We start from the raw sequence: 24,667 nt of genomic DNA, 5'->3' as shown, positions 1-24,667 counted from the left end.
TAACGTTTGATTATTAAAAGATTATGAAAAAAAGAGAAGCTATAGCTTCTCTTTCAAATCTTGAACCACCGGAAACGGTGGTTTTTTTTATCTATAAACAAAATAAAAACAATAATTGAAATGAGAGTTATTTCTATTTACTATTTGGCAATATCTATTATTTTATAAATATGGCTATGCTTCATACCCAATAATTTTAAAGTTGTAGTCGGTAGCAAGCGAATGAACCTCTAAGAGCATAGATAACGATATGACTGAGAGTGACCAACAAAGTAGTAACTTGAAAGATGAAGGGTAGAGTCATATTTATTGTGCCTAGCCTAAATAGTTAGAAGAGTGCTTCCATGTATATCTGTCTCTGTAATGCGATAAGCGATAAAACTATACGTAATATTGTTCGTCAGCAACATGTTCGTTCTATCAGGGAGCTGAGGGACTTTGTGCCTGTAGGGAGCGATTGTGGAAAATGTATACGTCAAGCACGTGAAATAATGAATGAGGAGATTGCCCAACTGCCTCCCATAAATAATGTTGCTTAAAATAAACACAATTATCTTGCAATTACTCTGCTGAACTAGTACTACACTGTAGGTACTGGAAGTGGAGGAGCTAGCTATGAAAGGTGATAAAAAGATAATTGCACATCTTAATAAACTTCTTGGTAATGAACTTGTTGCCATCAACCAGTATTTTTTACATGCCCGAATGTTTAAAAACTGGGGGTTAATGCGTCTAAATGAAGTTGAATATCGTGAATCTATTGAGGAGATGAAACACGCTGATAAGTATATTGAGCGTATCTTGTTTCTGGAAGGTTTGCCAAATCTACAGGATTTGGGCAAACTCAATATCGGTGAGGATATAGAAGAAATGCTGCAATCCGATCTAGCACTAGAGATACGCGGTGCTAAGGATCTGAGAGAGGCAATTGCATATGCCGATTCAGCCTATGATTATGTAAGCCGAGACTTGATGATTGAGGTTCTTTCTGACGAAGAGAATCACATAGACTGGTTGGAAACCCAACTGGACTTGATCAATCGAATGGGAATACAAAATTATATCCAATCTCAACTTATTGAAGAATAATGGAATAATATTAACGCCCTATAAATTTGCATAGGGCGTTTTCCCTCTTTGCCTATCTTTTGAATAGATCTTACCCTTATCTTGCATTGTCAGCAGATTTACGTATAATACGCGAGCTTACCTACGCAGTAGGACTGATTTATTATCAGTAATGAGCGGTAATTTACCGCCATTGTTAAAATACTCCCGATATGGGGGTTATACATTGAACGATTACACTCCCCCATCAATCGAAATGGGAGCGAGTAGTAATTATTTACGTTTATAAAATAGTTGGAGCTCTGGTCTCATGCAGAACCAAAGAATCCGTATCCGCCTGAAAGCATTTGATCACCGTTTAATCGATCAATCAACTGCGGAAATCGTAGAGACCGCTAAGCGCACTGGTGCGCAAGTTCGCGGTCCGATCCCGCTGCCGACTCGTAAGGAGCGTTTTACCGTTCTGATTTCTCCGCATGTTAACAAAGATGCGCGTGATCAGTACGAGATTCGCACTCACAAACGTCTGGTTGACATCGTTGAGCCAACCGAGAAAACCGTTGATGCTCTGATGCGTCTGGATCTGGCTGCTGGTGTAGACGTGCAGATCAGCCTGGGTTAATCAGGTCATTGAACGATTGAGAGGTTGAAACAATGATTGGTTTAGTCGGTAAAAAAGTGGGCATGACTCGCATCTTCACTGAAGATGGCGTTTCTATCCCTGTAAGTGTTATCGAAATCGAAGATAACCGCATAACTCAGGTTAAAGACCAAGAGAGTGACGGTTATCGTGCAATTCAGGTAACGACTGGTAGCAAAAAAGCTAACCGCGTTAATAAACCTGAAGCAGGTCATTTCGCTAAAGCTGGCGTTGAAGCTGGCCGTACCCTGCGTGAATTCCGTCTGTCAGCAGACGACGAAGAGTACACAGTGGGTCAAAGCATTAGCGTTGAAATTTTCGCTGACGTTAAAAAAGTCGACGTTACTGGTACATCTAAAGGTAAAGGTTTCGCGGGTACTGTTAAACGCTGGAACTTCCGTACTCAAGATGCTACCCATGGTAACTCCTTGTCTCACCGTGTTCCGGGTTCTATCGGTCAGAACCAGACTCCGGGCAAGGTATTCAAAGGTAAGAAAATGGCAGGCCAAATGGGTAATGAACGTGTAACTGTTCAGAGCCTAGATGTAGTACGTGTTGACGCTGAGCGTAACCTGCTGCTGGTCAAAGGTGCTGTTCCAGGTGCAACTGGCAGTGACCTGATCGTAAAACCGGCTGTCAAGGCGTAACGTCGAGGAGATAGGAATGGAATTGGTAATGAAAGACGCGCAAAGCGCGCTGACTGTTTCCGAAACTACCTTCGGGCGTGACTTCAATGAAGCGCTTGTGCATCAAGTAGTTGTTGCGTACGCAGCTGGTGCTCGTCAAGGTACTCGTGCTCAGAAAACTCGTGCTGAAGTTTCTGGTTCAGGTAAAAAACCATGGCGTCAGAAAGGTACTGGTCGTGCACGTGCAGGTTCTATTAAGAGTCCAATCTGGCGCTCTGGTGGTGTAACTTTTGCAGCGAAACCACAGGACCACAGTCAAAAAGTTAATAAAAAGATGTACCGCGGTGCTCTAAAAAGCATCTTGTCTGAACTGGTACGTCAAGAACGTCTGATCGTTGTCGAGAAGTTCTCTGTTGAAGCACCTAAAACTAAGCTGCTGGTACAGAAACTGAAAGAAATGGCTCTGCAAGACGTGCTGATTGTCACTGGCGAAGTTGATGAGAACCTGTTCTTAGCAGCTCGTAACCTGTATAAGGTTGACGTTCGTGATGCAGCAGGTATTGACCCAGTAAGCCTGATCGCCTTCGACAAAGTGGTTATGACTGCTGATGCTGTAAAGCAAGTTGAGGAGATGCTGGCATGATCCGTGAAGAACGTCTGCTGAAAATACTGCGCGCGCCGCACGTATCTGAAAAAGCTTCTACAGCGATGGAAAAAAGCAATACCATCGTTCTCAAAGTTGCGAAAGACGCGACTAAAGCAGAGATCAAAGCTGCCGTACAGAAACTCTTCGAAGTTGAAGTTGAAGGTGTAAACACTTTGCTAGTTAAAGGTAAAGTTAAACGCCACGGTCAGCGTATTGGTCGTCGTAGCGACTGGAAAAAAGCTTACGTCACCCTGAAAGAAGGCCAGAATTTGGACTTCGGCGGCGGCGCTGAGTAAGTCGGAGGAGTAAAGAACAATGGCAATTGTTAAATGTAAACCTACGTCTCCGGGCCGTCGCCACGTTGTTAAAGTGGTTAACCCTGAGCTGCATAAGGGCAAACCTTATGCTCCGTTGTTGGAAAAAAACAACAAAACTGGTGGTCGTAACAACAATGGTCGTATTACCACTCGTCACATTGGTGGTGGCCATAAACAGCATTATCGTCTGGTTGACTTTAAACGCAACAAAGATGGTATCCCTGCTGTTGTTGAACGTCTGGAATATGATCCAAACCGTTCAGCGAACATCGCACTAGTTCTGTATAAAGACGGTGAGCGTCGTTACATCCTTGCACCTAAAGGTCTGAAAGCAGGTGATCAAATCCAGTCTGGTGCTGATTCAGCAATCAAGGCCGGTAATGCTCTGCCAATGCGCAATATCCCGGTTGGTTCTACTGTTCACAACATAGAAATGAAACCAGGTAAAGGTGGCCAGCTGGCTCGTTCAGCAGGTACTTACGCTCAGATCGTTGCACGTGACGGTTCCTATGTAACCTTGCGTCTGCGTTCTGGTGAAATGCGTAAAGTGCTGTCTGACTGCCGCGCTACTTTAGGTGAAGTTGGTAACGCAGAACACATGTTACGCGTTCTGGGTAAAGCTGGTGCAAGCCGCTGGCGTGGTATCCGTCCTACCGTTCGTGGTACGGCGATGAACCCAGTAGACCATCCACATGGTGGTGGTGAAGGTCGTAACTTTGGTAAACACCCTGTAACTCCATGGGGCATCCAGACCAAAGGTAAGAAGACCCGTAGTAACAAACGTACTGATCAATACATCGTACGTCGCCGTTCTAAATAATAATTAGAGGATAAACCATGCCACGTTCTCTCAAGAAAGGTCCATTTATTGACCTGCACTTGCTGAAGAAGGTAGAGAAAGCGGTGGAAAGCGGAGACAAAAAGCCTATTAAGACTTGGTCCCGTCGTTCAACGATCTTTCCTAACATGATCGGTTTGACCATCGCTGTCCATAATGGTCGTCAGCATGTTCCAGTTTTTGTTTCCGACGAAATGGTTGGTCACAAACTGGGTGAATTCGCGCCGACCCGTACTTATCGCGGCCATGCGGCCGATAAAAAGGCTAAAAAGCGCTAAGGTAGGAGGAAGAGATGGAAACTATCGCTAAACATCGCCACGCTCGTTCTTCTGCTCAGAAGGTTCGCCTCGTGGCTGACCTGATCCGCGGTAAGAAAGTGTCGCAAGCTCTGGAAACTCTGCTCTATACCAACAAGAAAGCTGCTGGTTTAGTGAAGAAAGTACTTGAGTCTGCTATTGCTAACGCAGAACACAACGATGGCGCTGACATCGATGATCTGAAAGTCACGAAAATTTTCGTAGACGAAGGCCCAACCATGAAGCGTATTATGCCTCGTGCCAAAGGCCGTGCAGATCGTATCCTGAAGCGCACCAGCCACATTACTGTGGTTGTGTCCGATCGCTGAGACTCTGGAGACTAGCAATGGGTCAGAAAGTACATCCTAATGGTATTCGTCTGGGGATTGTCAAACCTTGGAACTCTACCTGGTATGCGAATACCAAAGAATTCGCTGACAACCTGGACAGCGATTTTAAAGTGCGCCAGTACTTGAACAAAGAACTGGTTAAAGCATCTATTTCACGTATCGTTATCGAACGTCCTGCGAAAAGCATCCGTGTGACAATTCACACTGCTCGTCCAGGTATCGTTATCGGTAGGAAAGGTGAAGACGTTGAAAAACTGCGTAAGACTGTAGCGGAGATCGCTGGCGTTCCTGCGCAGATTAATATTGCCGAAGTGCGTAAGCCTGAACTGGACGCAAAATTAGTTGCTGACAGCATTAGTTCACAATTGGAGCGTCGTGTGATGTTCCGTCGTGCGATGAAACGTGCTGTACAAAACGCTATGCGTCTGGGCGCTAAAGGCATCAAAGTGGAAGTCAGTGGCCGTTTAGGCGGTGCTGAGATTGCACGTACTGAATGGTATCGTGAAGGTCGTGTACCTCTGCACACTCTGCGTGCAGACATCGATTATAACACTTCAGAAGCGCACACCACTTATGGTGTAATCGGCGTTAAGGTATGGATCTTCAAAGGTGAGATCCTGGGTGGTATGGCTGCAGTTGAACAGGCGGAAAAACCGGCTGCTCAACCTAAAAAGCAGCAGCGTAAAGGCCGCAAGTAAGGAGAGTCGCTGATGTTACAACCAAAGCGTACGAAATTCCGTAAAGTGCATAAAGGCCGCAACCGTGGTCTGGCTGTAGGTACGGATGTCAGCTTCGGCACTTTCGGTCTGAAAGCTGTGGGTCGTGGTCGTCTGACTGCTCGTCAGATCGAAGCGGCACGTCGTGCTATGACCCGTGCAATTAAGCGTCAAGGTAAAATCTGGATCCGTGTATTCCCAGACAAACCAATCACCGAAAAGCCACTCGAAGTGCGTATGGGTAAAGGTAAAGGTAACGTAGAGTATTGGGTTGCCTTGATCCAGCCCGGTAAAGTCCTGTATGAAATGGACGGTGTGCCTGAAGAGCTGGCTCGTGAAGCATTCAAGCTGGCAGCAGCGAAACTGCCTATCAAAACCACCTTTGTAACTAAGACGGTGATGTAATGAAAGCACAAGAGCTGCGCGATAAAAGCGTTGAAGAGCTGAACACTGAGCTGCTGAACCTGTTACGTGAACAATTTAATTTGCGTATGCAGGCGGCAAGTGGCCAGCTGCAACAGTCTCACCTGTTGAAACAAGTGCGTCGTAATATTGCACGCGTTAAGACTTTACTGACTGAGAAGGCGGGTGCGTAATGACCGATAAAATCCGTACTCTGCAAGGTCGTGTTATTAGCGATAAAATGGAAAAGTCCATTGTTGTTGCTATTGAACGTGTGGTGAAACACCCTCTGTATGGCAAATTCATCAAACGTACGACTAAACTGCACGTACATGACGAGAGCAATGAATGTGGAATTGGCGATGTGGTGGAAATCCGCGAAACCCGTCCACTGTCTAAGACTAAATCTTGGACTTTAGTTCGCGTCGTTGAGAAAGCGGTTCTATAATAGGCTGCTATCTCACACAAAATAAACGGCTCAAAAAGTAACGGGCCGTTTATTTTTCTGTCCATAGCGGGGATGTGGTGTTATAATGCCGGGCCCTCGTAATATGGGATATTGAATACGGCCTCTTTGTATATGAAGTGGGCTCAGTAGTAGTTGACATTTAGCGGAGCACTAAAATGATCCAAGAACAGACTATGCTGAACGTGGCCGACAACTCCGGTGCACGTCGCGTAATGTGTATCAAGGTTCTAGGTGGCTCGCACCGTCGCTACGCAAACGTCGGTGATGTTATCAAGATTACCATCAAGGAAGCAATTCCTCGTGGTAAGGTCAAAAAAGGTGATGTCCTGAAAGCGGTAGTGGTGCGCACCAAGAAGGGTGTTCGTCGCCCGGACGGTTCTGTCATTCGCTTTGATAGCAATGCTTGTGTATTGTTGAACAACAATAGTGAGCAAGTTATCGGTACGCGTATTTTTGGGCCGGTAACTCGTGAACTTCGTAATGAAAAGTTCATGAAAATTATCTCCCTGGCACCTGAAGTACTGTAAGGAGCGAAACTATGGCAGCGAAAATCCGTCGTGATGACGAAATTATCGTGCTGACTGGCAAAGATAAAGGTAAGCGCGGTAAAGTAAAACAGGTTCTTTCTTCTGGTAAAATTATCGTTGAAGGTATCAATCTGGTTAAGAAACATCAGAAGCCGGTTCCGGCACTGAATCAACCAGGTGGCATCGTTGAAAAAGAAGCAGCTATTAATGTTTCTAACGTTGCAATCTTTAATTCAGCAACCAGCAAGGCTGACCGTGTAGGTTTTAGATTCGAAGACGGCAAAAAAGTTCGTTTCTTCAAATCTAATAACGAAACTATCAAGTAATTTGGAGTATACGATGGCGAAACTGCATGATTACTACAAAGACGAGGTAGTCCAGAAACTGATGAGTCAGTTCGGTTACCATTCTGTCATGCAAGTCCCTCGGGTCGAGAAGATCACCCTGAACATGGGTGTTGGTGAAGCTATTGCTGACAAAAAACTGCTGGACAATGCAGCAGCTGACTTGACAGCAATCTCTGGTCAGAAACCATTGATCACCAAAGCACGCAAATCAGTTGCAGGCTTCAAAATCCGTCAGGGCTATCCAATCGGCTGTAAAGTAACCCTGCGTGGCGAACGTATGTGGGAGTTCTTTGAGCGCCTGATTTCTATTGCTGTACCACGTATTCGTGACTTCCGTGGCTTGTCCGCTAAATCATTCGATGGTCGTGGCAACTACAGCATGGGTGTTCGTGAGCAAATCATCTTCCCTGAAATCGACTACGATAAAGTGGATCGTGTACGTGGTTTGGATATTACTATCACCACTACTGCGAAATCTGATGATGAAGGCCGCGCACTGTTGGCTGCGTTTAACTTCCCGTTCCGCAAGTAAGGCAGGGTATTCATGGCTAAGCAATCAATGAAAGCACGTGATGTAAAACGTGCGAAATTAGCTGAGAAATTCTTCGCAAAACGCGTTGAACTGAAAGCGATCATCTCTGATGTAAACGCATCTGACGAAGACCGTTGGAATGCTGTTCTCAAGCTGCAAACACTGCCACGTGATTCCAGCCCTTGCCGTCAGCGTAACCGCTGCCGTCAGACTGGGCGTCCGCATGCATTTTTGCGGAAGTTTGGGTTGAGCCGTATTAAAGTCCGTGAAGCCGCTATGCGCGGTGAAATCCCGGGCCTTAAAAAGGCTAGCTGGTAATTGTCACCAATTGAATCACGGGAGTAAAGACAGATGAGCATGCAAGATCCGATCGCGGATATGCTGACCCGTATCCGTAACGGTCAGGCCGCGAATAAAGTTGCGGTCACCATGCCTTCCTCCAAGCTGAAAGTGGCAATTGCCAACGTGCTGAAGGAAGAAGGTTACATTGAAGATTTTAAAATCGAAGGCGACACTAAGCCAGAACTGGAAGTCACTCTGAAATACTTCCAAGGTAAGGCTGTTGTAGAAAGCATTCAGCGTGTAAGCCGCCCAAGTCTGCGCATCTATAAGAAAAAAGATGAGCTGCCAAAAGTTATGGCTGGTTTGGGTATCGCTGTTGTTTCTACCTCTAAAGGTGTAATGACTGATCGTGCAGCTCGCCAAGCTGGTCTGGGTGGCGAGATTCTCTGCTACGTAGCTTAATTCGGGAGGAAAGAATGTCTCGTGTTGCAAAAGCACCCGTCGTCATTCCTGCCGGCGTAGAGGTCAAACTCAACGGTCAGGTTATTTCGATTAAGGGTAAAAACGGCGAACTAAGTCGTAAAATCCACAATGCAGTTGAAGTTAAACATGCGGATGGCCAATTGACTTTCGCTCCACGCGAAGGTTTTGCTGATGCTTGGGCACAGGCAGGTACAACTCGTTCTCTGCTGAATGCAATGGTTATCGGTGTTAACGAAGGCTTCACCAAGAAGCTTCAGCTGGTGGGTGTAGGTTACCGTGCAGCAATTAAAGGCAACGCTGTTAGTTTGTCTTTAGGCTTCTCGCATCCGGTTGAGCATCAACTGCCAGCAGGCATAACTGCGGAATGCCCGTCACAAACTGAAATCGTACTGAAAGGTGCTGATAAGCAGGTGATTGGTCAGGTTGCGGCAGATCTGCGTGCCTATCGTCGTCCTGAGCCATATAAAGGCAAGGGTGTTCGTTACGCCGATGAAGTCGTGCGTACCAAAGAGGCTAAGAAGAAGTAAGGTAACACTATGGATAAGAAAGCAGCTCGTATCCGTCGTGCGACCCGCGCACGCCGCAAGCTCCAGGAACTGGGTGCAACTCGCCTGGTGGTACACCGTACCCCTCGCCATATTTATGCGCAGGTTATCGCACCAAATGGTTCTGAAACTCTGGTGGCCGCTTCTACTACAGAAAAAGCTATTAGTGAACAACTGAAATTTACTGGAAACAAAGAAGCCGCAGCAGTAGTTGGTAAAATTGTTGCTGAACGTGCTCTGGAAAAAGGTATCAAAAATGTATCCTTTGACCGTTCTGGTTTCCAATATCATGGTAGAGTCCAGGCACTGGCAGATGCTGCCCGTGAAGCTGGCCTTCAGTTCTAAGGTAGAGGTGTAAGATGGCTCACATCGAAAAACAAGCTGGCGAACTGCAGGAAAAGCTGATCGCGGTAAACCGCGTATCTAAAACCGTCAAAGGTGGCCGTATTTTCAGCTTTACAGCACTGACTGTAGTTGGTGATGGTAACGGTCGCGTTGGTTTTGGCTACGGCAAAGCACGCGAAGTTCCGGCAGCGATCCAGAAAGCGATGGAAAAAGCACGTCGCAATATGAAAAACGTCGCACTTAACAGCGGCACCCTGCACCACCCAGTGAAAGGTGGACACACCGGTTCTCGCGTGTTTATGCAGCCTGCTCACGAAGGTACAGGTATCATCGCCGGTGGTGCGATGCGTGCTGTTCTGGAAGTGGCTGGAGTTCGTAACGTACTGGCTAAAACCTACGGTTCCACTAATCCGATCAACGTGGTTCGTGCAACTCTGGACGCTTTAGACAGCATGAAGTCTCCAGAAATGGTCGCAGCTAAGCGTGGCAAATCCGTCGAAGAAATTCAGGGGTAATGACCATGGCTAAGACTATTAAAATTACTCAGGTTCGCAGCTCAATTGGTCGTTTGCCTAAGCATAAGGCAACTCTGACTGGTTTAGGTCTGCGTCGCATTGGTCATACTGTTGAACGCGAAGATACACCAGCGGTTCGTGGTATGGTCAACTTGGTTTCCTATATGGTTAAAGTTGAGGAGTAACAGATGCGCTTAAATACTCTGTCTCCGGCTGAAGGTGCTAAGCACGCATCTAAACGTGTAGGTCGTGGTATCGGTTCTGGCCTAGGTAAAACCGGCGGTCGTGGCCACAAAGGTCAGAAATCTCGTTCTGGCGGTGGTGTTCGTCGTGGTTTTGAAGGCGGCCAGATGCCTTTATACCGTCGTCTGCCAAAATTTGGTTTTACTTCACGTAAGGCAATGATCACTGCAGAAATTCGTCTGTCTGATTTTGCCCATGTTGAAGGCGATGTTATCGATCTGAATGCACTGAAAGCTGCTAACATTGTTGGCCCTCAAATTGAATTCGCAAAAGTTATGCTTTCTGGCGAAGTCAATCGCGCAGTAACTGTGCGTGGCTTACGTGTTACGAAAGGCGCCCGTGCTGCAATTGAAGCTGCTGGCGGTAAAATTGAGGAATAAGTAACAGATGGCTAAACAACCAGGATTAGATTTTCAAAGTGCTAAAGGCGGATTAAGCGAGTTAAAACGCAGACTTTTGTTTGTTATTGGAGCTCTGATTGTTTTCCGTATTGGCTCTTTTATTCCAATCCCTGGTATTGATGCCACTGTGCTTGCCAAATTGCTCGAACAGCAAAGAGGCACCATCATTGAAATGTTTAACATGTTCTCTGGTGGTGCTTTAAGCCGTGCTTCTATCTTTGCACTGGGTATAATGCCGTATATTTCTGCATCTATCATTATCCAGTTGCTAACTGTGGTTAATCCCCGTTTAGCAGAGATTAAGAAGGAAGGGGAAGCTGGTCGTCGTAAGATCAGTCAATACACCCGTTATGGCACGTTAGTGCTGGCAATATTCCAGTCAATCGGTATTGCTACTGGGTTGCCGAATATGCCTGGAATGCAAGGTTTAGTTATTAACCCTGGCTTTGCGTTCTATTTCACGGCTGTTGTAAGTCTGGTCACGGGAACTATGTTCCTGATGTGGCTGGGTGAGCAGATTACTGAGCGAGGTATCGGTAACGGTATTTCAATCATAATCTTTGCTGGTATCGTTGCGGGTTTACCGCCTGCAATTGGTCACACCATCGAGCAAGCTCGGCAAGGCGACCTGCACTTCCTCCTGTTGCTGTTGGTTGCAGTATTAGTGTTTGCCGTAACTTTTTTCGTTGTTTTCATGGAGCGTGGTCAACGCCGTATCGTTGTTAACTATGCTAAACGTCAACAAGGTCGAAGAGTTTATGCGGCACAAAGTACACATTTACCGTTGAAAGTGAATATGGCTGGGGTTATCCCTGCAATTTTTGCTTCTAGTATTATTTTGTTCCCTGGTACCATAGCCTCTTGGTTTGGTGGTGGAACAGGCTGGAATTGGTTGACAACTATTTCTATGTATTTGCAGCCAGGTCAACCGCTTTATGTGTTATTGTACGCATCTGCAATCATCTTCTTCTGTTTCTTCTACACGGCTTTGGTGTTTAATCCAAGAGAAACAGCAGATAACCTGAAGAAGTCCGGTGCATTTGTACCAGGAATTCGTCCGGGAGAGCAAACGGCTAAGTACATCGATAAAGTAATGACTCGCCTGACCTTAGTTGGTGCGTTATACATTACCTTTATCTGCTTAATCCCGGAGTTCATGCGTGACGCAATGAAAGTTCCATTCTATTTTGGTGGTACTTCCTTACTGATTGTGGTTGTCGTCATCATGGACTTTATGGCTCAAGTGCAAACTCTGATGATGTCGAGTCAATATGAGTCTGCATTGAAGAAGGCAAACCTAAAAGGGTATAACCGCTAATCGGTTTGCTTGAGAAGTTACGGAGAGTAAAAATGAAAGTTCGTGCTTCCGTCAAGAAATTATGCCGCAACTGCAAAATAGTTAAACGTAACGGTATCGTACGTGTAATCTGCAGTGCAGAGCCTAAGCATAAACAACGCCAAGGCTAATTTAATCGCATATTTTTCTTGCAAAGTTGGGTTGAGCTGGCTAAATTAGCCAGCCAATCTTTTTTATCTGACAGCAACATTATTTGAGTATCCTGAAAACGGGCTTTTCAGAATGATGTTGCAGTGAATAAATATTGTAGGAGTGCATAGTGGCCCGTATAGCAGGCATTAACATTCCTGATCAGAAACATACCGTAATCGCGTTAACCTCGATTTACGGCATCGGTAAAACCCGCTCACAGCAAATCTGTGAAGCAGCGCGTATTGCTGAAAATGTTAAGATCAGTGAGCTGTCTGAAGAGCAAATTGACAAGCTGCGTGACGAAGTTGCCAAATACGTTGTAGAAGGTGATCTGCGTCGTGAAGTGACCCTGAGTATCAAACGTCTGATGGACCTTGGTTGCTATCGTGGTTTGCGTCATCGTCGTGGTCTGCCAGTTCGCGGTCAGCGTACTAAGACCAATGCACGTACCCGTAAGGGTCCGCGTAAGCCGATCAAGAAATAATCGGGGTATTGAATAATGGCAAAAGCACCTATTCGTGCACGTAAGCGTGTAAGAAAACAAGTCTCTGACGGTGTGGCTCATATCCATGCTTCTTTCAACAACACAATCGTTACTATTACTGATCGTCAGGGTAATGCTTTGGGTTGGGCAACTGCAGGTGGTTCCGGTTTCCGTGGTTCTCGTAAATCTACTCCGTTTGCGGCTCAGGTTGCAGCAGAGCGCTGTGCTGAAGCAGTAAAAGAATACGGAATTAAGAACCTGGAAGTTATGGTTAAAGGACCTGGTCCTGGCCGTGAGTCAACTATCCGCGCATTAAACGCGGCTGGTTTCCGCATCACTAATATTACTGATGTGACTCCGATCCCTCATAACGGTTGTCGCCCACCGAAAAAACGTCGCGTTTAAGTTTAATAAGACGTCTTCGTTTTTAGGATTGTTGGAGAAAGAAAATGGCAAGATATTTGGGTCCTAAGCTCAAGCTGAGCCGTCGCGAGGGTACAGACCTTTTCCTGAAGTCTGGCGTTCGCGCGATTGACACCAAGTGTAAATTAGAACAGGCACCAGGCCAGCACGGCGCACGTAAACCGCGTCTGTCTGACTACGGTGTTCAGTTACGTGAAAAACAAAAAGTTCGTCGTACTTACGGTGTTCTGGAACGTCAATTCCGTAACTACTATAAAGAAGCGACTCGTCTGAAAGGCAACACAGGTGAAAACCTGTTGACTCTGCTGGAAGGTCGCTTAGATAACGTCGTTTATCGTATGGGCTTCGGTGCGACTCGTGCTGAATCACGTCAGATGGTAAGCCATAAGGCTATCATGGTAAATGGTTGCGTTGTCAATATCGCTTCTTATCAGGTATCCCCGAATGACGTAGTCAGCGTTCGTGAAAAAGCGAAGAAGCAGGCTCGTATTAAGGCAGCTTTAGAGCTGGCTGAGCAGCGTGAGAAACCAACTTGGTTGGAAGTTGATGCTGCGAAGATGGAAGGTGTGTTCAAACGTATTCCTGAACGTACTGATCTATCCGCTGACATTAACGAACACCTGATCGTCGAGCTTTACTCTAAGTAAAGCTTAGCACCAAAGAGAGGACACAATGCAGGGTTCTGTGACAGAGTTTCTAAAACCGCGCCTGGTAGATATCGAGCAAGTCAGTTCGACGCACGCCAAGGTGACCCTTGAGCCATTAGAGCGTGGTTTTGGCCATACTCTTGGCAACGCACTGCGCCGTATTCTGCTTTCGTCTATGCCGGGTTGTGCGGTGACTGAGGTTGAGATTGATGGTGTACTGCATGAGTACAGCACCAAAGAAGGCGTACAGGAAGATATCCTGGAGATTCTCCTCAATCTGAAAGGGCTAGCGGTGAAAGTTCAGGGTAAAGATGAAGTTATCCTTACCTTGAATAAATCTGGCATTGGCCCTGTGACTGCAGCCGACATCATCCATGATGGTGATGTTGAAATCGTCAAGCCGCAGCACGTAATCTGCCATCTGACTGACGGAAGTGCTTCCATTAGCATGCGTATTAAAGTTCAGCGCGGTCGTGGTTATGTGCCGGCTTCTGCCCGAATTCATTCGGAAGAAGATGAGCGCCCTATCGGTCGTTTGTTAGTAGATGCTTGCTATAGCCCAGTAGAGCGTATTGCCTACAATGTTGAAGCAGCTCGTGTAGAACAGCGTACTGACCTGGATAAGCTGGTTATCGAAATGGAGACTAACGGCACAATCGATCCTGAAGAGGCGATTCGCCGTGCAGCTACCATTCTGGCCGAACAACTGGAAGCTTTTGTTGATTTACGTGATGTACGTCAACCAGAAGTTAAAGAAGAGAAGCCAGAGTTTGATCCGATCCTGCTGCGCCCTGTTGACGATCTGGAATTGACTGTCCGCTCTGCTAACTGCCTTAAGGCAGAAGCTATCCACTACATCGGTGATCTGGTACAGCGTACCGAGGTTGAGTTACTTAAGACACCTAATCTGGGTAAAAAATCTCTTACTGAGATTAAAGACGTACTGGCTTCGCGTGGGCTTTCTCTGGGCATGCGTCTGGAAAACTGGCCACCAGCAAGTATTGCTGATGAATAACTAGATCACAGGTTAAGGTTTTACTGAGAAGGATAAGGTCATGCGCCATCGTAAGAGTGGTCGTCAATTGAACCGCAACAGCAGCCATCGCCAAGCTATGTTCCGCAACATGGCAGGTTCTTTGGTTCGTCATGAGATCATCAAGACGACTCTGCCTAAAGCGAAAGAACTGCGTCGCGTCGTTGAGCCGCTGATTACTCTTGCCAAGACCGACAGCGTAGCTAATCGTCGTCTGGCATTCGCCCGTACTCGTGATAACGAAATCGTGGCAAAACTGTTTAATGAACTGGGCCCGCGTTTTGCGAGCCGCGCAGGTGGTTACACTCGTATCCTGAAGTGTGGCTTCCGTGCTGGTGACAATGCTCCGATGGCATACATCGAACTTGTTGACCGCGCCGTTGAGTCTCAGACAGAAGCAGCATCTGCAGAGTAATCTGTAGAAGCATAAAAAACCGGGATAACACCCGGTTTTTTATTGCTCTTTATTTTTTCTTCCAATACTTACCTATCTCGTTTTCTACAAGTTAATCTGCAAATTTCACCTGTACTGGTGCTTTCTTAACCTATTCTGATAGTATTGAACTTATTTCCTGTTTGATAGGTGATTCACTATGTATCGTATTGGTCAGTTGTCTAAATTAGCGAGTGTCACGCCTGATACTATTCGTTTTTATGAAAAACAGGGATTGATGGCTCATGAGGAAAGAACAGAAGGCGGTTATAGACTTTATACCGAACAGGATTTACAACGATTACGTTTTATTCGTTATGCAAAGCAATCGGGTTTTACACTGGAAGCGATTGTAGAGTTACTGTCTATTCGTGTTGATCCTGAGAATCATACATGTCAAGAATCGAAACAAATTGTTGATTCCAGATTACAGGAGGTTGAAGATAAATTATTGGAAATGCAAAAAATGCGCAATTCTTTAAAAATGTTGAGTGATGCATGTTGTGGTAGTGTGCATACCAGCACATATTGTTCCATATTGGAAATTTTGGAAGAAGGGGCAACTAATAAATAATTTTTCTTTATTATTTCGGGTGCTAAGAGTACAATCGCGCTGTTTTTAACCAAATGAATATCATTAGAGGTCACTATGACAACATATCGCCATAAAAAAGGTGTTATCAAAGATAATGCCATAGAGGCACTGTTACACGACCCTTTATTTAGGCAGCGAGTAGAAACAAACAAAAAGGGTAAAGGAAGTTATAGTCGTAAGGAAAAACATGGCAAAAGTAGTGGTTGGGAGGCCAATGATAATAATTTTTTCAAGTTGTTATCATTGGCCTTCTAATTTATTGAGCGGGAAGTATTATCTGATTTAGCAAAGCAGGTGTTTCTTACAGGAAAAAAGGGCTCGGCTGGAATAATTTTTCCACTTCAGGAACAAATTTTTTATCGGTAATAAACATGATTACATGGTCGCCTTGTTGAATAATGCTGTAATCATTGGCAATGATTACCTCTTCACCGCGAACAATTGCGCCAATTGTCGTGCCTGGTGGTAGTCTAATATCACCAATCTTGCGTCCAACTACTTTGGAAGTATGTTCGTCACCATGAGCTATGGCTTCAATAGCTTCGGCTACCCCCCTTCTTAATGAAGATACACTGACGATATCCGCTTTACGGACATGGCCAAGTAATGCAGAAATAGTAGCTTGCTGAGGTGAGATGGCGATATCAATAACACCACCTTGTACTAAATCAACATATGCACTGCGTTGAATAAGAACCATCGCTTTTTTGGCCCCCATTCGTTTTGCAAGCATAGCTGACATAATGTTGGCTTCGTCATCGTTAGTTAATGCAATAAAAACATCGACTTGTTCAATATGTTCCTCTGACAGAAGTTCTTGATCAGAGGCATCACCGTAGAAAACGATAGTATCGTGCAAGAGCTCTGCTAGCTCTGTAGCTCTTTTTTGATTATGTTCAATCAGCTTGACGCTGTAATCCTTCTCAAGTCGCAGCGCTAAACCTGCACCGACGTTCCCACCTCCAACAATCATGAGACGTTTATATGGTTTTTCAAGGCGTTGTAATTCACTCATCACCGCTCTGATATGTTGTGATGCGGCAACAAAGAATACTTCATCTCCCGCTTCAATAATTGTGGAGCCTTGTGGCCTGATCGGGCGGTCTTGACGAAATATTGCAGCAACTTTGCTATCGATATGTGGCATATGTTCTCGAAGCGAGGATAATGCATTACCCACTAGTGAACCCCCATAATAGGCTTTGACCGCGACGATACTGACTCGGCCTTCCGCAAAATTGACAACTTGTAATGCTCCGGGGTATTGAATCAATTTATAAATGTAATCAATAACCAATTGCTCAGGAGATATCAGGTAATCAATAGGGATATCATCGGGTTGAAATAATTTTTCTGATTCATGGATATATTCTGATGAACGTATCCGAGCGACTTTATTGGGGGTATTAAATAAGGAGTAAGCGATTTGGCACGCAATCATGTTGGTTTCATCTGAATTTGTGACGGCTACCAGCATATCGGCATCTTCTGCGCCTGCTTCCCTCAATACTCTGGGGTGGGAGCCGTGGCCATTTACAACCCGTAGATCGAATTTGTCTTGTAACTGGCGTAAGCGATCGGTATCGGTGTCAACGACAGTAATATCATTATTTTCATCAACCAAATTTTCAGCTAATGTTCCACCAACCTGACCAGCACCCAGAATAATTATTTTCATAGCATTCTCTTCGTGTTAGAAGCCGCATTCCTATTCTTGATATTTTAGTAAAGTCACAAAACCCCTCCTCGTCCTATATTTTGACGAGGAAGATACATCAATACTTAGTTAGTCGGGCATAAAAGAAGCCGTCACCACCTGTTGTTTCAGGAATAATTTGTATCCCTGGTTTTTCAAGTGTGCCTGTATCTGATAATGCAGCATCTGTATGGCGTCCTAAGAATGCTTTTATTTGTTGGCTATTTTCATGAGGTAAAATGGAGCAGGTTGCATAAACCAGAGTGCCATTTTTCTTTAAATATGGCCAAATGGCATCAAGGATTTCAGATTGTAGCGTAACCAATTGGTCAATATCTTCATTTCGACGCAACCATTTTATGTCAGGGTGACGACGAATAACACCTGTTGCTGAGCATGGTGCATCAAGAAGAATGCGATCGAACTGTTCCCCTGCTGCCCACTCATGTGGAAGACGTCCATCACCTGTTCTGACGACGGCATGTAAATTAAGGCGCTGTAAATTTTCTTTCACTCGCTTAATTCTCTGTTCATCAATATCGACGGCAAGTACTTTTGATTTTGGCGCTATCTCAAGGATATGGGTGGTTTTTCCTCCAGGGGCAGCACAAAGATCCAGTATAGATTCTCCGCCACATGGCGTTAATAATTCAGCACACCCTTGAGCAGAGCGATCTTGAATAGTCACCCATCCTTGATCGAATCCGGGTAGAGCGTTAACAGGGCAAGGATTTAGCAAGCGAATAGCGCTGGGATGGTTTTCATCTAGCTCTGCTTCTATATTAGCTTCTTGCAACAGAGCAAGATATTGATTAGCACTATGATAGCGCTGATTAACTCGCAACCACATGGGAGGTTTTTGATTATTTGCGTCAATAATCTTTTGCCAATCCTGTGGATAGGCTTTTTGAATATGATCTAACAGCCATTTGGGATGTAAATGGCAGCTGACACTATTAACTTGCTCGACTAATGTCTGTTGTTGGCGCTGAAATTGGCGGAGAACGCCATTAATTAAGCCTTTTAATTGCGAACGTTTTAAACTGATCGCGCCATTGACGGTTTCGGCAAGTGCTGCATGTGCAGGTATACGAGTATAAGTAAGCTGATAGATTCCAACCATGATTAGATAGTGAAAAATGCGTTGTTTGCCTTTCAATGGCTTTGTCATCAACTGGCTAATGAACCATTCTAGTTGAGGTAATACCCTCATTACGCCAAAACAGAGTTCTTGGAGAAGAGCTCTATCTTTGTCAGAAACTCTTTGTTGGAGTTCAGGAATAACAGTGCTGAGTGACTGCCCTTGTTCCAGCACTTGATGGATCGCTTTTGCAGCGATGCTTCGCAGGTTATATGTATTTTTCATGATATGGTCAAAAAAGCTGACTGTTGTCAGCATTATAAAAAGGAAGACGCCCGTATGCTCAGAGTATACAGGCAAATTAATTTCATTTGATTTTGTTGCCCGGTATAAACCAATCACGTTTTGAGTTTAAGAAATCAGCGGCTGGCATTGCTTTCTTACCTGATGGTTGCAATTGTGTGATATTTAATATTCCATCAGCGGTTGCGATTTGAATACCTTTTTTATCTGCCTTAATGATGGTTCCAGGAGGCTGAGTAGTTTGCTCAGCAATGGCTTCAGCGTGCCATACCTTAATGGGGTATTCATCAATGAGAAAGAAGCTCATCGGCCATGGGTTAAATGAGCGGACACAGCGTTCAAGCTGAATGGCAGGTAAATGCCAGTCCATTTTGGCTTCATCTTTACTGAGTTTTTCAGCATAAGTTACCGAAGTACCATCCTGAATGCTTGGTTGGCAATTTCCTAACATTATCAAATCTAATGTGTTAAGTAATGCTTCAGGGCCAATATTGGCAAGTTTTTCATACAGGCTGGAGCTGGTATCTTGATTTGTAATTAGACACGCTGCTTTTAGCAGCATGTTGCCGGTATCAAGACCAGCATCCATTTGCATAATTGTTACGCCAGTTTCTGGGTCTCCCGCCCAGATTGCACGCTGAATCGGAGCGGCGCCACGCCAGCGCGGTAACAAAGAACCATGAACATTCAGGCATCCTAAACGTGGTATGTCCAGAACGGCTTGAGGCAGAATCAGGCCATATGCAACAACGATCATAATATCTGCCTGCCGATCCATGATCCATCGCTGGCTTTCTTCTGTGCGTAAGGTTTTTGGCTGGAAAACAGAAATACTATGTTCTTCAGCCAGTGCTTTTACAGGACTTGGTGTCAGTTTTTTACCTCTTCCTGCCGGTTTGTCTGGTCGGGTGAGAACTCCGACAACTTGATGTTGAGATTTTAATAAAGCAGCCAAATGGTGAGCAGCGAAATCAGGGGTTCCGGCAAAAATAATACGTAAAGAATCAGACACTGTTATTTCCTGTAATGATAAAGTTTATTTGTCTTTAGCTCTCAGACGGTCAATTTTTTCAACTTTCTGGCGAATACGCTGGCGTTTCAATGGCGACAGATAATCGATAAAGAGTTTACCTACCAGATGATCCATTTCATGTTGAATACAGATTGCTAGCAGGTCGTCAGCTTCCAGCTCAAATGGCTGTCCGTGATAATCTAAGGCCTTAATCTTTACTTGCTCAAAACGTGGTACAAATGCTCGTTGTTCAGGAACAGATAAACACCCTTCCTCAATCCCTGTTTCACCAACTTCATTCATTAATTCGGGGTTGATGAGAACAAGGCGTTGATCACGATTCTCAGAGACATCAATGACAATAATTCGCTGATGAATATCGACTTGTGTTGCAGCTAAACCGATACCTTCTTCTGCATACATTGTTTCGAACATATCATCAATGATGCTCTGAATTTCTGCATCGACTTTTTCAACTGGCTTTGCAATTGTGCGAAGCCGTTCATCTGGGTAATGTAATACTTGTAAAACTGACATATATGTTTAGATCTGTATCCAAGAAGTGAATGATAATTTGCGCCTATTCTAGACATTTCCTATTTAGATTGACAGTATCGACCATAAATTAATCAAGGCCAGTCAAGTTATCAATCAGGTCAGGATGACATTATGAAAGAGATGGAAATATGGTTGCGAATGAAGATGGTCTCCCATCTTTCAACGATTAAAGCCGTGTCTATTATAGAACGTCTATTGAGAACTCAAAACTATAGTAATAACGAACTTAAGGCGTGTGGCTTGTCTCCCACACAGTGTTTGCAGTTTACTAAGGCTAACTCTTCTGAGCTGGCTACTTGTTTTACGTGGCTAGAGCGGTCTGGCAATCATTTGTTGACCTTCTCTCATCCCGCATATCCACCTTTATTAAAACAGATACACTCTCCTCCACTTATGCTTTTTGTGTCAGGGGATATAACTGTGTTATCCCAAAAGCAGGTGGCAATAGTGGGTAGTAGGTCAGCAAGCTTTTATGGTGAGAAATGGGGGAAAATCTTTGCTGGTGAATTAGCGAAAAATGGAGTGGTGATAACCAGTGGGCTGGCAATCGGTATTGATGGGATTTGCCATCAGGCAGCGCTTAGTGCAGGCGGAAAAACCATTGCTGTACTTGGCAGTGGGCTTGAAAAAATTTACCCCTATCGGCATGGTTCTTTGGCGCAGCTTATTGAAGAAAATGGTGCATTGGTTTCTGAGTTTTTTCCTGAAATGCCACCTAAAGCTAAAAATTTTCCAAGGCGCAATCGGATCATTAGCGGCTTGAGTCTCGCTCTTCTTATTGTAGAAGCTTATGAAAAGAGTGGTTCGCTGATTACAGCGCGTTGTGCGCTTGAACAGGGGCGAGATATTTTTGCATTACCTGGTGCATTAGGCACTCCTTCAAGTGAGGGCAATCATTGGCTGATAAAGCAGGGGGCTTATTTGGCAGTGAATCCAACGGATATAATGGAACATATTAATGGTGCGTTTCGATGGCTGAATATAGAAAAAGAAGAACGCGTGCAAGTTGACCAAATAGAGTTGCCATTTGCTGATGTGCTGGTTAACGTAAGTCATGAAGTTACTCCAGTTGATGTGATTGCTCAACGCTCTTGTCTTCCTGTCACAGAAGTCATGACCAGACTTTTGGAGCTGGAACTCATGGGAAAAGTCGCCGTTGTTGCTGGTGGCTATATTCGGGTAAATTGAGCTGTTTAATTTATATTTTTTCTAACATTATTGTGGCTGTGGTTTAGCGAGTGAGATATGTCTAAGAAAGTTCCCTTTGCGATAAAAGAAACAGAACATTGCCTTGCGTGTGGCGCTGAATTAGTGATCCGTAATGGAGTTCATGGCCCATTTTATGCGTGTTCTAGCTATCCATCATGCCATTACGTTCGTCCTTTAAAAACTCAAGGAGATGGACATATTGTTAAAGAATTGGATGGGCAAATTTGCCCGAAGTGTGGCTTTACTCTGGTTTTGCGGCAAGGACGTTATGGCATGTTCATTGGTTGCAGCCATTATCCTGAATGTGAACACACAGAATTGATCGATAAACCTGATGATACATCGATTCATTGCCCCCAATGTCAACAAGGAAAATTACTCCAGCGTAAGTCACGTTTTGGTAAAACATTTCATGCCTGCAACCGATACCCAGAGTGTCAGTTTGTACTTAACAATAAGCCTGTATCCGGAGAATGTATTTTCTGCCATTACCCATTGTTAATAGAAAAGAGAACGGCTCAAGGCGTAAAGTTGTTTTGTGCCAGTAAACTGTGTAGTAAGCCGCAAATCAATGAAATTGAGAAATATAATGAGTAACAAAGTTTCACCTGCATTTGATGTGATTATCACTGCGTTAAAAGAAGAAAAAGTGATTGCTTATCCGACAGAGGCCGTTTTTGGGTTGGGCTGTGATCCTGACAGCGAAAAAGCCGTGAACGAATTATTATCACTGAAAAATCGACCGTGGGAAAAAGGGCTAATTCTCATTGCTGATAGCTATGAAAGGTTATGCCTTTATATTGATGATGAGCAACTTAGTGATATACAGAAAGAAACGGTATTTTCATTTTGGCCTGGTCCAGTGACATGGGTAATACCAGCAAAAACGACGACACCAAAATGGTTAACGGGGCAATTTTCAACACTGGCGGTTCGGGTCACAGATCATCCTCTGGTTAAACAATTATGTTCTCTTTATGGGAAACCCCTTGTATCGACGAGTGCAAATTTAAGTGGACTAGAGCCATGTCGGAGTGCGGAAGAAGTTCGTCAGCAATTTGGAAACCGAGTCCCTGTTTTGGAAGGAAAAGTGGGGGGACGTAAAAATCCATCAGAAATCAGAGATGCCTTAACAGGCAAATTATATCGGCAAGGATAGTAAATGATGGATAAATTTGCGGTTTTTGGTAACCCTATTGCACACAGTAAATCTCCTTACATTCATCGATTATTTGCTGATCAGACGGGGATTGATCATCAATATGGGCGGGTGCTTGCTCCGATAGAACATTTTGAACAAATGTTGGATCGTTTTTTTGAGCAGGGCGGTTTAGGAGCGAATATTACTGTACCTTTTAAAGAAAGGGCCTATCAGCGCTCAGATGAATTGACTGAACGAGCAAGAATTAGTGGTGCGGTTAACACATTAAAGTTGATCGAGGGTAATCGTCTCCTTGGTGATAATACTGATGGGATCGGGTTACTGGCAGATTTACAGCGGCTAGGTTTCATTACTAAGGGTCAGCATATTCTGATTATTGGGGCTGGTGGTGCAGCAAAAGGAGTGTTATCACCTTTATTAGAACTAGGCTGTGCCGTCACTATCACGAACCGTACATTCGAGCGTGCGCAGATAATTGCAGATAAATTTTCCCTATTGGGTGATATTCAGTCAATTGAAATAGAATCCCTTCTTTCCCCAGATTTCGATATCATCATCAATGCGACTGCTTCTGGTATTGATGGACAAATTCCTGAGGTATCACCGCTGATTTTTCGCAATGGTATTGCTTGTTACGATATGTATTACCAACACGGATTAACTCCGTTCCTTGATTTTGCCCGGCAAAATGGTATTTCACGTTTGGCTGATGGATTAGGAATGTTGGTGGGGCAAGCTGCGAATGCTTTTGAATTGTGGCACGGAGTATTCCCTGAAATAGAATCTGTTTTAACCGCTTTAAGGCGAGAGTTACACGCATGAATCAAGCTATTCAATTTCCTGATCGTGAAGAATGGAATGAGATGGAAAGCAAAGTGATTTTCCCAGCTATGGTCGATGGGTTATTGGTGCAATGTATGATTAGTTCCGATGAGCTAGCCGAACGTTATGGTAAAGATCATCACCCACTCGACCTATTTCACCGACATCGCTGGGATCTGGAAGAGGAATTTGAAGCCGCTATCTTGAGTGGGCATGATGATCAATTTGGGCGTTACTCCTTGCCCTCTGACGTGTCTGCTAAATAATTATCTTTCCAGTGGGTGTAGTTATTAGCGGAATAAAGTAGCCCTTTCAGTTCTTCAGGTTTGAGTTTTCTCACTTGTTTGGCGGGGCTGCCTATATACAGATATCCGCTTTCTAATTTTTTTCCTGGGGGGACAAGAGTTCCCGCCCCAATAACAACATCATTTTCAATAATCGCACCATCAAGTAGAATAGAACCCATGCCAACCAGCACCCGGTTTCCAATCCTACAGCCATGCAGCATTGTTTTATGACCGACAGTGACCTCTTCTCCTATTATCAATGGGAAGCCGGCGGGATTATCAGGTGATTTATGAGTAACATGCAAAATGGAACCATCCTGAATATTTGTACGTGCACCAATTGAAACATAATTCACATCACCACGGATAACCACAAGGGGCCAAATACTCACATCATTTGCTAATCTGACATCTCCAATCACAACAGAAGAAGGATCTAACATGACTCTTTGGCCAACCTGTGGGCAGAGATTTAAGTATTGGCGTAAAACAGTAGACATAAAAAACCTCAACAACAGTAAGAACGGATAACAATTATCTGCGATGTTATTGAGTAATAGACCACCATGCAATGGAAAGAACCGTATTAAATTCGTCCGGATTGGGTGTTTTTTGTATCTAATGGACAAAAAGTGCCCACTTAAAAATAAAATCGAAAAAAACTATTGTCAGGGGCGGAAAATTCCCTATAATGCGCCACCACTGACCGACGCTGAGCGAAGACACGCCGCGGAGGCCAGCGAGAGAAAAGCGAAAATAAGCGCTTGACTCTCCGGGCAAAAAGCGTAAGATACGCAGCCCTAACTGACCCAAACCTTACGTTAAGTCAGTCCGCTCTTTAACAA

The 24,667-nt window shown here is 44.6% G+C and carries 42 protein-coding genes; 37 read left to right on the top strand and 5 right to left on the bottom strand.

The features are described 5' to 3' along the window. The first annotated feature begins 344 nt into the window (after positions 1 to 344). From bfd to PSI22_RS18270, 32 genes are all read left to right on the top strand, one after another. The gene (gene bfd, locus PSI22_RS18425; RefSeq protein WP_071824325.1) at positions 345 to 539 is read left to right on the top strand and encodes a bacterioferritin-associated ferredoxin; all 195 of its coding nucleotides are present in this window, start codon (positions 345 to 347) and stop codon (positions 537 to 539) included. Between the two features lie 76 nt (positions 540 to 615). Next, the gene (bfr, locus tag PSI22_RS18420; protein ID WP_273580986.1) at positions 616 to 1,089 is read left to right on the top strand and encodes a bacterioferritin; all 474 of its coding nucleotides are present in this window, start codon (positions 616 to 618) and stop codon (positions 1,087 to 1,089) included. A 289-nt stretch (positions 1,090 to 1,378) separates the two neighbouring features. Further along, the gene (rpsJ, locus tag PSI22_RS18415; protein ID WP_001181005.1) at positions 1,379 to 1,690 is read left to right on the top strand and encodes a 30S ribosomal protein S10; all 312 of its coding nucleotides are present in this window, start codon (positions 1,379 to 1,381) and stop codon (positions 1,688 to 1,690) included. 32 nt (positions 1,691 to 1,722) lie between these two features. Continuing rightward, entirely contained in the window at positions 1,723 to 2,355 is a 633-nt protein-coding gene (gene rplC / locus PSI22_RS18410; RefSeq protein WP_038192845.1) for a 50S ribosomal protein L3, read from the top strand. Positions 2,356 to 2,371: 16 nt separating this feature from the next. Beyond that, positions 2,372 to 2,977: a 50S ribosomal protein L4 gene (gene rplD, locus PSI22_RS18405; protein ID WP_012990496.1), complete on the top strand. Its 606-nt coding sequence runs from the start codon at positions 2,372 to 2,374 to the stop codon at positions 2,975 to 2,977. Further along, positions 2,974 to 3,276, top strand: coding sequence for a 50S ribosomal protein L23 (gene rplW / locus PSI22_RS18400; RefSeq protein ID WP_038252497.1), 303 nt, complete (start codon positions 2,974 to 2,976; stop codon positions 3,274 to 3,276). The genes rplD and rplW overlap by 4 nt, the downstream gene beginning before the upstream one ends. Positions 3,277 to 3,295: 19 nt before the next feature. Next, a complete protein-coding gene (gene rplB, locus PSI22_RS18395; RefSeq protein WP_038180368.1) occupies positions 3,296 to 4,117 on the top strand; it encodes a 50S ribosomal protein L2 in 822 nt (273 codons plus the stop codon). A gap of 17 nt (positions 4,118 to 4,134) precedes the next feature. Continuing rightward, positions 4,135 to 4,413, top strand: coding sequence for a 30S ribosomal protein S19 (gene rpsS / locus PSI22_RS18390; protein ID WP_011148791.1), 279 nt, complete (start codon positions 4,135 to 4,137; stop codon positions 4,411 to 4,413). Between the two features lie 14 nt (positions 4,414 to 4,427). Beyond that, positions 4,428 to 4,760: a 50S ribosomal protein L22 gene (gene rplV / locus PSI22_RS18385; RefSeq protein WP_012990493.1), complete on the top strand. Its 333-nt coding sequence runs from the start codon at positions 4,428 to 4,430 to the stop codon at positions 4,758 to 4,760. 17 nt (positions 4,761 to 4,777) lie between these two features. Then, positions 4,778 to 5,479: a 30S ribosomal protein S3 gene (rpsC, locus tag PSI22_RS18380; RefSeq protein WP_038192842.1), complete on the top strand. Its 702-nt coding sequence runs from the start codon at positions 4,778 to 4,780 to the stop codon at positions 5,477 to 5,479. A 12-nt stretch (positions 5,480 to 5,491) separates the two neighbouring features. Beyond that, positions 5,492 to 5,902 (top strand): 50S ribosomal protein L16, encoded by a 411-nt coding sequence (gene rplP / locus PSI22_RS18375; RefSeq protein ID WP_038192841.1) that lies wholly within the window; start codon positions 5,492 to 5,494, stop codon positions 5,900 to 5,902. Further along, entirely contained in the window at positions 5,902 to 6,093 is a 192-nt protein-coding gene (gene rpmC / locus PSI22_RS18370) for a 50S ribosomal protein L29 (RefSeq protein ID WP_012990490.1), read from the top strand. Before rplP ends, rpmC begins: the two co-directional genes overlap by 1 nt. Beyond that, positions 6,093 to 6,347 carry a 30S ribosomal protein S17 gene (gene rpsQ, locus PSI22_RS18365; protein WP_012990489.1) on the top strand — a complete coding sequence of 85 codons (255 nt, stop codon included), beginning with the start codon at positions 6,093 to 6,095 and terminating at the stop codon, positions 6,345 to 6,347. The genes rpmC and rpsQ overlap by 1 nt, the downstream gene beginning before the upstream one ends. A gap of 176 nt (positions 6,348 to 6,523) precedes the next feature. Then, entirely contained in the window at positions 6,524 to 6,895 is a 372-nt protein-coding gene (gene rplN, locus PSI22_RS18360; RefSeq protein WP_012990488.1) for a 50S ribosomal protein L14, read from the top strand. Positions 6,896 to 6,906: 11 nt separating this feature from the next. After that, positions 6,907 to 7,221 carry a 50S ribosomal protein L24 gene (gene rplX / locus PSI22_RS18355; RefSeq protein WP_273580985.1) on the top strand — a complete coding sequence of 105 codons (315 nt, stop codon included), beginning with the start codon at positions 6,907 to 6,909 and terminating at the stop codon, positions 7,219 to 7,221. Positions 7,222 to 7,234: 13 nt separating this feature from the next. Then, on the top strand, positions 7,235 to 7,774 hold the full coding sequence (rplE, locus tag PSI22_RS18350; RefSeq protein ID WP_012990486.1) for a 50S ribosomal protein L5: 540 nt from the start codon (positions 7,235 to 7,237) through the stop codon (positions 7,772 to 7,774). 12 nt (positions 7,775 to 7,786) lie between these two features. Then, positions 7,787 to 8,092: a 30S ribosomal protein S14 gene (gene rpsN / locus PSI22_RS18345; protein ID WP_010847489.1), complete on the top strand. Its 306-nt coding sequence runs from the start codon at positions 7,787 to 7,789 to the stop codon at positions 8,090 to 8,092. A 33-nt stretch (positions 8,093 to 8,125) separates the two neighbouring features. Beyond that, a complete protein-coding gene (gene rpsH, locus PSI22_RS18340; RefSeq protein WP_038180359.1) occupies positions 8,126 to 8,518 on the top strand; it encodes a 30S ribosomal protein S8 in 393 nt (130 codons plus the stop codon). A gap of 14 nt (positions 8,519 to 8,532) precedes the next feature. Next, positions 8,533 to 9,066 carry a 50S ribosomal protein L6 gene (rplF, locus tag PSI22_RS18335; protein WP_273580984.1) on the top strand — a complete coding sequence of 178 codons (534 nt, stop codon included), beginning with the start codon at positions 8,533 to 8,535 and terminating at the stop codon, positions 9,064 to 9,066. Positions 9,067 to 9,075: 9 nt separating this feature from the next. Next, a complete protein-coding gene (gene rplR / locus PSI22_RS18330; protein WP_012990483.1) occupies positions 9,076 to 9,429 on the top strand; it encodes a 50S ribosomal protein L18 in 354 nt (117 codons plus the stop codon). Between the two features lie 14 nt (positions 9,430 to 9,443). Continuing rightward, complete coding sequence (gene rpsE / locus PSI22_RS18325) at positions 9,444 to 9,944, top strand: 30S ribosomal protein S5 (RefSeq protein ID WP_012990482.1); 501 nt, start codon at positions 9,444 to 9,446, stop codon at positions 9,942 to 9,944. A gap of 5 nt (positions 9,945 to 9,949) precedes the next feature. Next, positions 9,950 to 10,129: a 50S ribosomal protein L30 gene (rpmD, locus tag PSI22_RS18320; RefSeq protein ID WP_008913894.1), complete on the top strand. Its 180-nt coding sequence runs from the start codon at positions 9,950 to 9,952 to the stop codon at positions 10,127 to 10,129. 3 nt (positions 10,130 to 10,132) lie between these two features. After that, positions 10,133 to 10,567, top strand: a complete 435-nt coding sequence (gene rplO, locus PSI22_RS18315) for a 50S ribosomal protein L15 (RefSeq protein WP_012990481.1) — start codon at positions 10,133 to 10,135, stop codon at positions 10,565 to 10,567. A 7-nt stretch (positions 10,568 to 10,574) separates the two neighbouring features. Continuing rightward, positions 10,575 to 11,906 carry a preprotein translocase subunit SecY gene (secY, locus tag PSI22_RS18310; protein WP_012990480.1) on the top strand — a complete coding sequence of 444 codons (1,332 nt, stop codon included), beginning with the start codon at positions 10,575 to 10,577 and terminating at the stop codon, positions 11,904 to 11,906. 32 nt (positions 11,907 to 11,938) lie between these two features. Beyond that, a complete protein-coding gene (gene rpmJ, locus PSI22_RS18305; protein WP_012768118.1) occupies positions 11,939 to 12,055 on the top strand; it encodes a 50S ribosomal protein L36 in 117 nt (38 codons plus the stop codon). A 149-nt stretch (positions 12,056 to 12,204) separates the two neighbouring features. Continuing rightward, positions 12,205 to 12,561: a 30S ribosomal protein S13 gene (gene rpsM / locus PSI22_RS18300; RefSeq protein ID WP_273580983.1), complete on the top strand. Its 357-nt coding sequence runs from the start codon at positions 12,205 to 12,207 to the stop codon at positions 12,559 to 12,561. Positions 12,562 to 12,576: 15 nt separating this feature from the next. Beyond that, positions 12,577 to 12,966 (top strand): 30S ribosomal protein S11, encoded by a 390-nt coding sequence (rpsK, locus tag PSI22_RS18295; RefSeq protein WP_002919257.1) that lies wholly within the window; start codon positions 12,577 to 12,579, stop codon positions 12,964 to 12,966. 44 nt (positions 12,967 to 13,010) lie between these two features. Then, complete coding sequence (gene rpsD, locus PSI22_RS18290; protein ID WP_012990478.1) at positions 13,011 to 13,631, top strand: 30S ribosomal protein S4; 621 nt, start codon at positions 13,011 to 13,013, stop codon at positions 13,629 to 13,631. Positions 13,632 to 13,656: 25 nt separating this feature from the next. Beyond that, positions 13,657 to 14,646, top strand: a complete 990-nt coding sequence (locus PSI22_RS18285; protein WP_012990477.1) for a DNA-directed RNA polymerase subunit alpha — start codon at positions 13,657 to 13,659, stop codon at positions 14,644 to 14,646. A 40-nt stretch (positions 14,647 to 14,686) separates the two neighbouring features. Next, positions 14,687 to 15,079, top strand: coding sequence for a 50S ribosomal protein L17 (gene rplQ, locus PSI22_RS18280; RefSeq protein ID WP_038192829.1), 393 nt, complete (start codon positions 14,687 to 14,689; stop codon positions 15,077 to 15,079). A gap of 178 nt (positions 15,080 to 15,257) precedes the next feature. Then, positions 15,258 to 15,671 carry a Zn(2+)-responsive transcriptional regulator gene (gene zntR / locus PSI22_RS18275; RefSeq protein WP_273580982.1) on the top strand — a complete coding sequence of 138 codons (414 nt, stop codon included), beginning with the start codon at positions 15,258 to 15,260 and terminating at the stop codon, positions 15,669 to 15,671. Positions 15,672 to 15,746: 75 nt separating this feature from the next. Then, positions 15,747 to 15,947, top strand: a complete 201-nt coding sequence (locus PSI22_RS18270) for an alternative ribosome-rescue factor A (protein WP_038201605.1) — start codon at positions 15,747 to 15,749, stop codon at positions 15,945 to 15,947. Between the two features lie 46 nt (positions 15,948 to 15,993). Here the strand turns inward: PSI22_RS18270 and trkA are convergent, their stop codons facing one another. The 4 genes from trkA to def form a co-directional block, all read right to left on the bottom strand. Further along, complete coding sequence (gene trkA, locus PSI22_RS18265; RefSeq protein ID WP_273580981.1) at positions 15,994 to 17,370, bottom strand: Trk system potassium transporter TrkA; 1,377 nt, start codon at positions 17,368 to 17,370, stop codon at positions 15,994 to 15,996. Positions 17,371 to 17,467: 97 nt separating this feature from the next. Beyond that, positions 17,468 to 18,754, bottom strand: a complete 1,287-nt coding sequence (rsmB, locus tag PSI22_RS18260; RefSeq protein ID WP_273580980.1) for a 16S rRNA (cytosine(967)-C(5))-methyltransferase RsmB — start codon at positions 18,752 to 18,754, stop codon at positions 17,468 to 17,470. Positions 18,755 to 18,836: 82 nt separating this feature from the next. Next, positions 18,837 to 19,784 (bottom strand): methionyl-tRNA formyltransferase, encoded by a 948-nt coding sequence (gene fmt, locus PSI22_RS18255; RefSeq protein WP_273580979.1) that lies wholly within the window; start codon positions 19,782 to 19,784, stop codon positions 18,837 to 18,839. A 24-nt stretch (positions 19,785 to 19,808) separates the two neighbouring features. Then, a complete protein-coding gene (gene def / locus PSI22_RS18250) occupies positions 19,809 to 20,321 on the bottom strand; it encodes a peptide deformylase (protein ID WP_273580978.1) in 513 nt (170 codons plus the stop codon). A gap of 132 nt (positions 20,322 to 20,453) precedes the next feature. Between def and dprA the strand changes: the two genes are divergently transcribed. Genes dprA through PSI22_RS18225 form a run of 5 tightly spaced genes read left to right on the top strand, consistent with a single transcriptional unit; the run spans position 20,454 to position 23,801 of the window. After that, positions 20,454 to 21,530, top strand: coding sequence for a DNA-protecting protein DprA (gene dprA / locus PSI22_RS18245; protein WP_273580977.1), 1,077 nt, complete (start codon positions 20,454 to 20,456; stop codon positions 21,528 to 21,530). 57 nt (positions 21,531 to 21,587) lie between these two features. Then, positions 21,588 to 22,148 (top strand): DNA topoisomerase family protein, encoded by a 561-nt coding sequence (locus tag PSI22_RS18240; protein ID WP_273580976.1) that lies wholly within the window; start codon positions 21,588 to 21,590, stop codon positions 22,146 to 22,148. After that, a complete protein-coding gene (gene tsaC, locus PSI22_RS18235; RefSeq protein ID WP_273580975.1) occupies positions 22,141 to 22,710 on the top strand; it encodes an L-threonylcarbamoyladenylate synthase type 1 TsaC in 570 nt (189 codons plus the stop codon). Before PSI22_RS18240 ends, tsaC begins: the two co-directional genes overlap by 8 nt. A gap of 6 nt (positions 22,711 to 22,716) precedes the next feature. Continuing rightward, a complete protein-coding gene (gene aroE / locus PSI22_RS18230; RefSeq protein ID WP_273580987.1) occupies positions 22,717 to 23,535 on the top strand; it encodes a shikimate dehydrogenase in 819 nt (272 codons plus the stop codon). Next, positions 23,532 to 23,801, top strand: a complete 270-nt coding sequence (locus PSI22_RS18225; RefSeq protein ID WP_273580974.1) for a DUF1488 family protein — start codon at positions 23,532 to 23,534, stop codon at positions 23,799 to 23,801. Before aroE ends, PSI22_RS18225 begins: the two co-directional genes overlap by 4 nt. Here the strand turns inward: PSI22_RS18225 and PSI22_RS18220 are convergent. Further along, the gene (locus tag PSI22_RS18220; RefSeq protein ID WP_273580973.1) at positions 23,768 to 24,322 is read right to left on the bottom strand and encodes a gamma carbonic anhydrase family protein; all 555 of its coding nucleotides are present in this window, start codon (positions 24,320 to 24,322) and stop codon (positions 23,768 to 23,770) included. The genes PSI22_RS18225 and PSI22_RS18220 overlap by 34 nt on opposite strands. Positions 24,323 to 24,667: the final 345 nt, after the last annotated feature.

Source organism: Xenorhabdus aichiensis, from assembly GCF_028598775.1.
Taxonomy (GTDB): domain Bacteria; phylum Pseudomonadota; class Gammaproteobacteria; order Enterobacterales; family Enterobacteriaceae; genus Xenorhabdus; species Xenorhabdus bovienii.
Note: the sequence above shows the minus strand (reverse complement) of the source record. Positions and strands in the feature narration are given on the sequence as shown.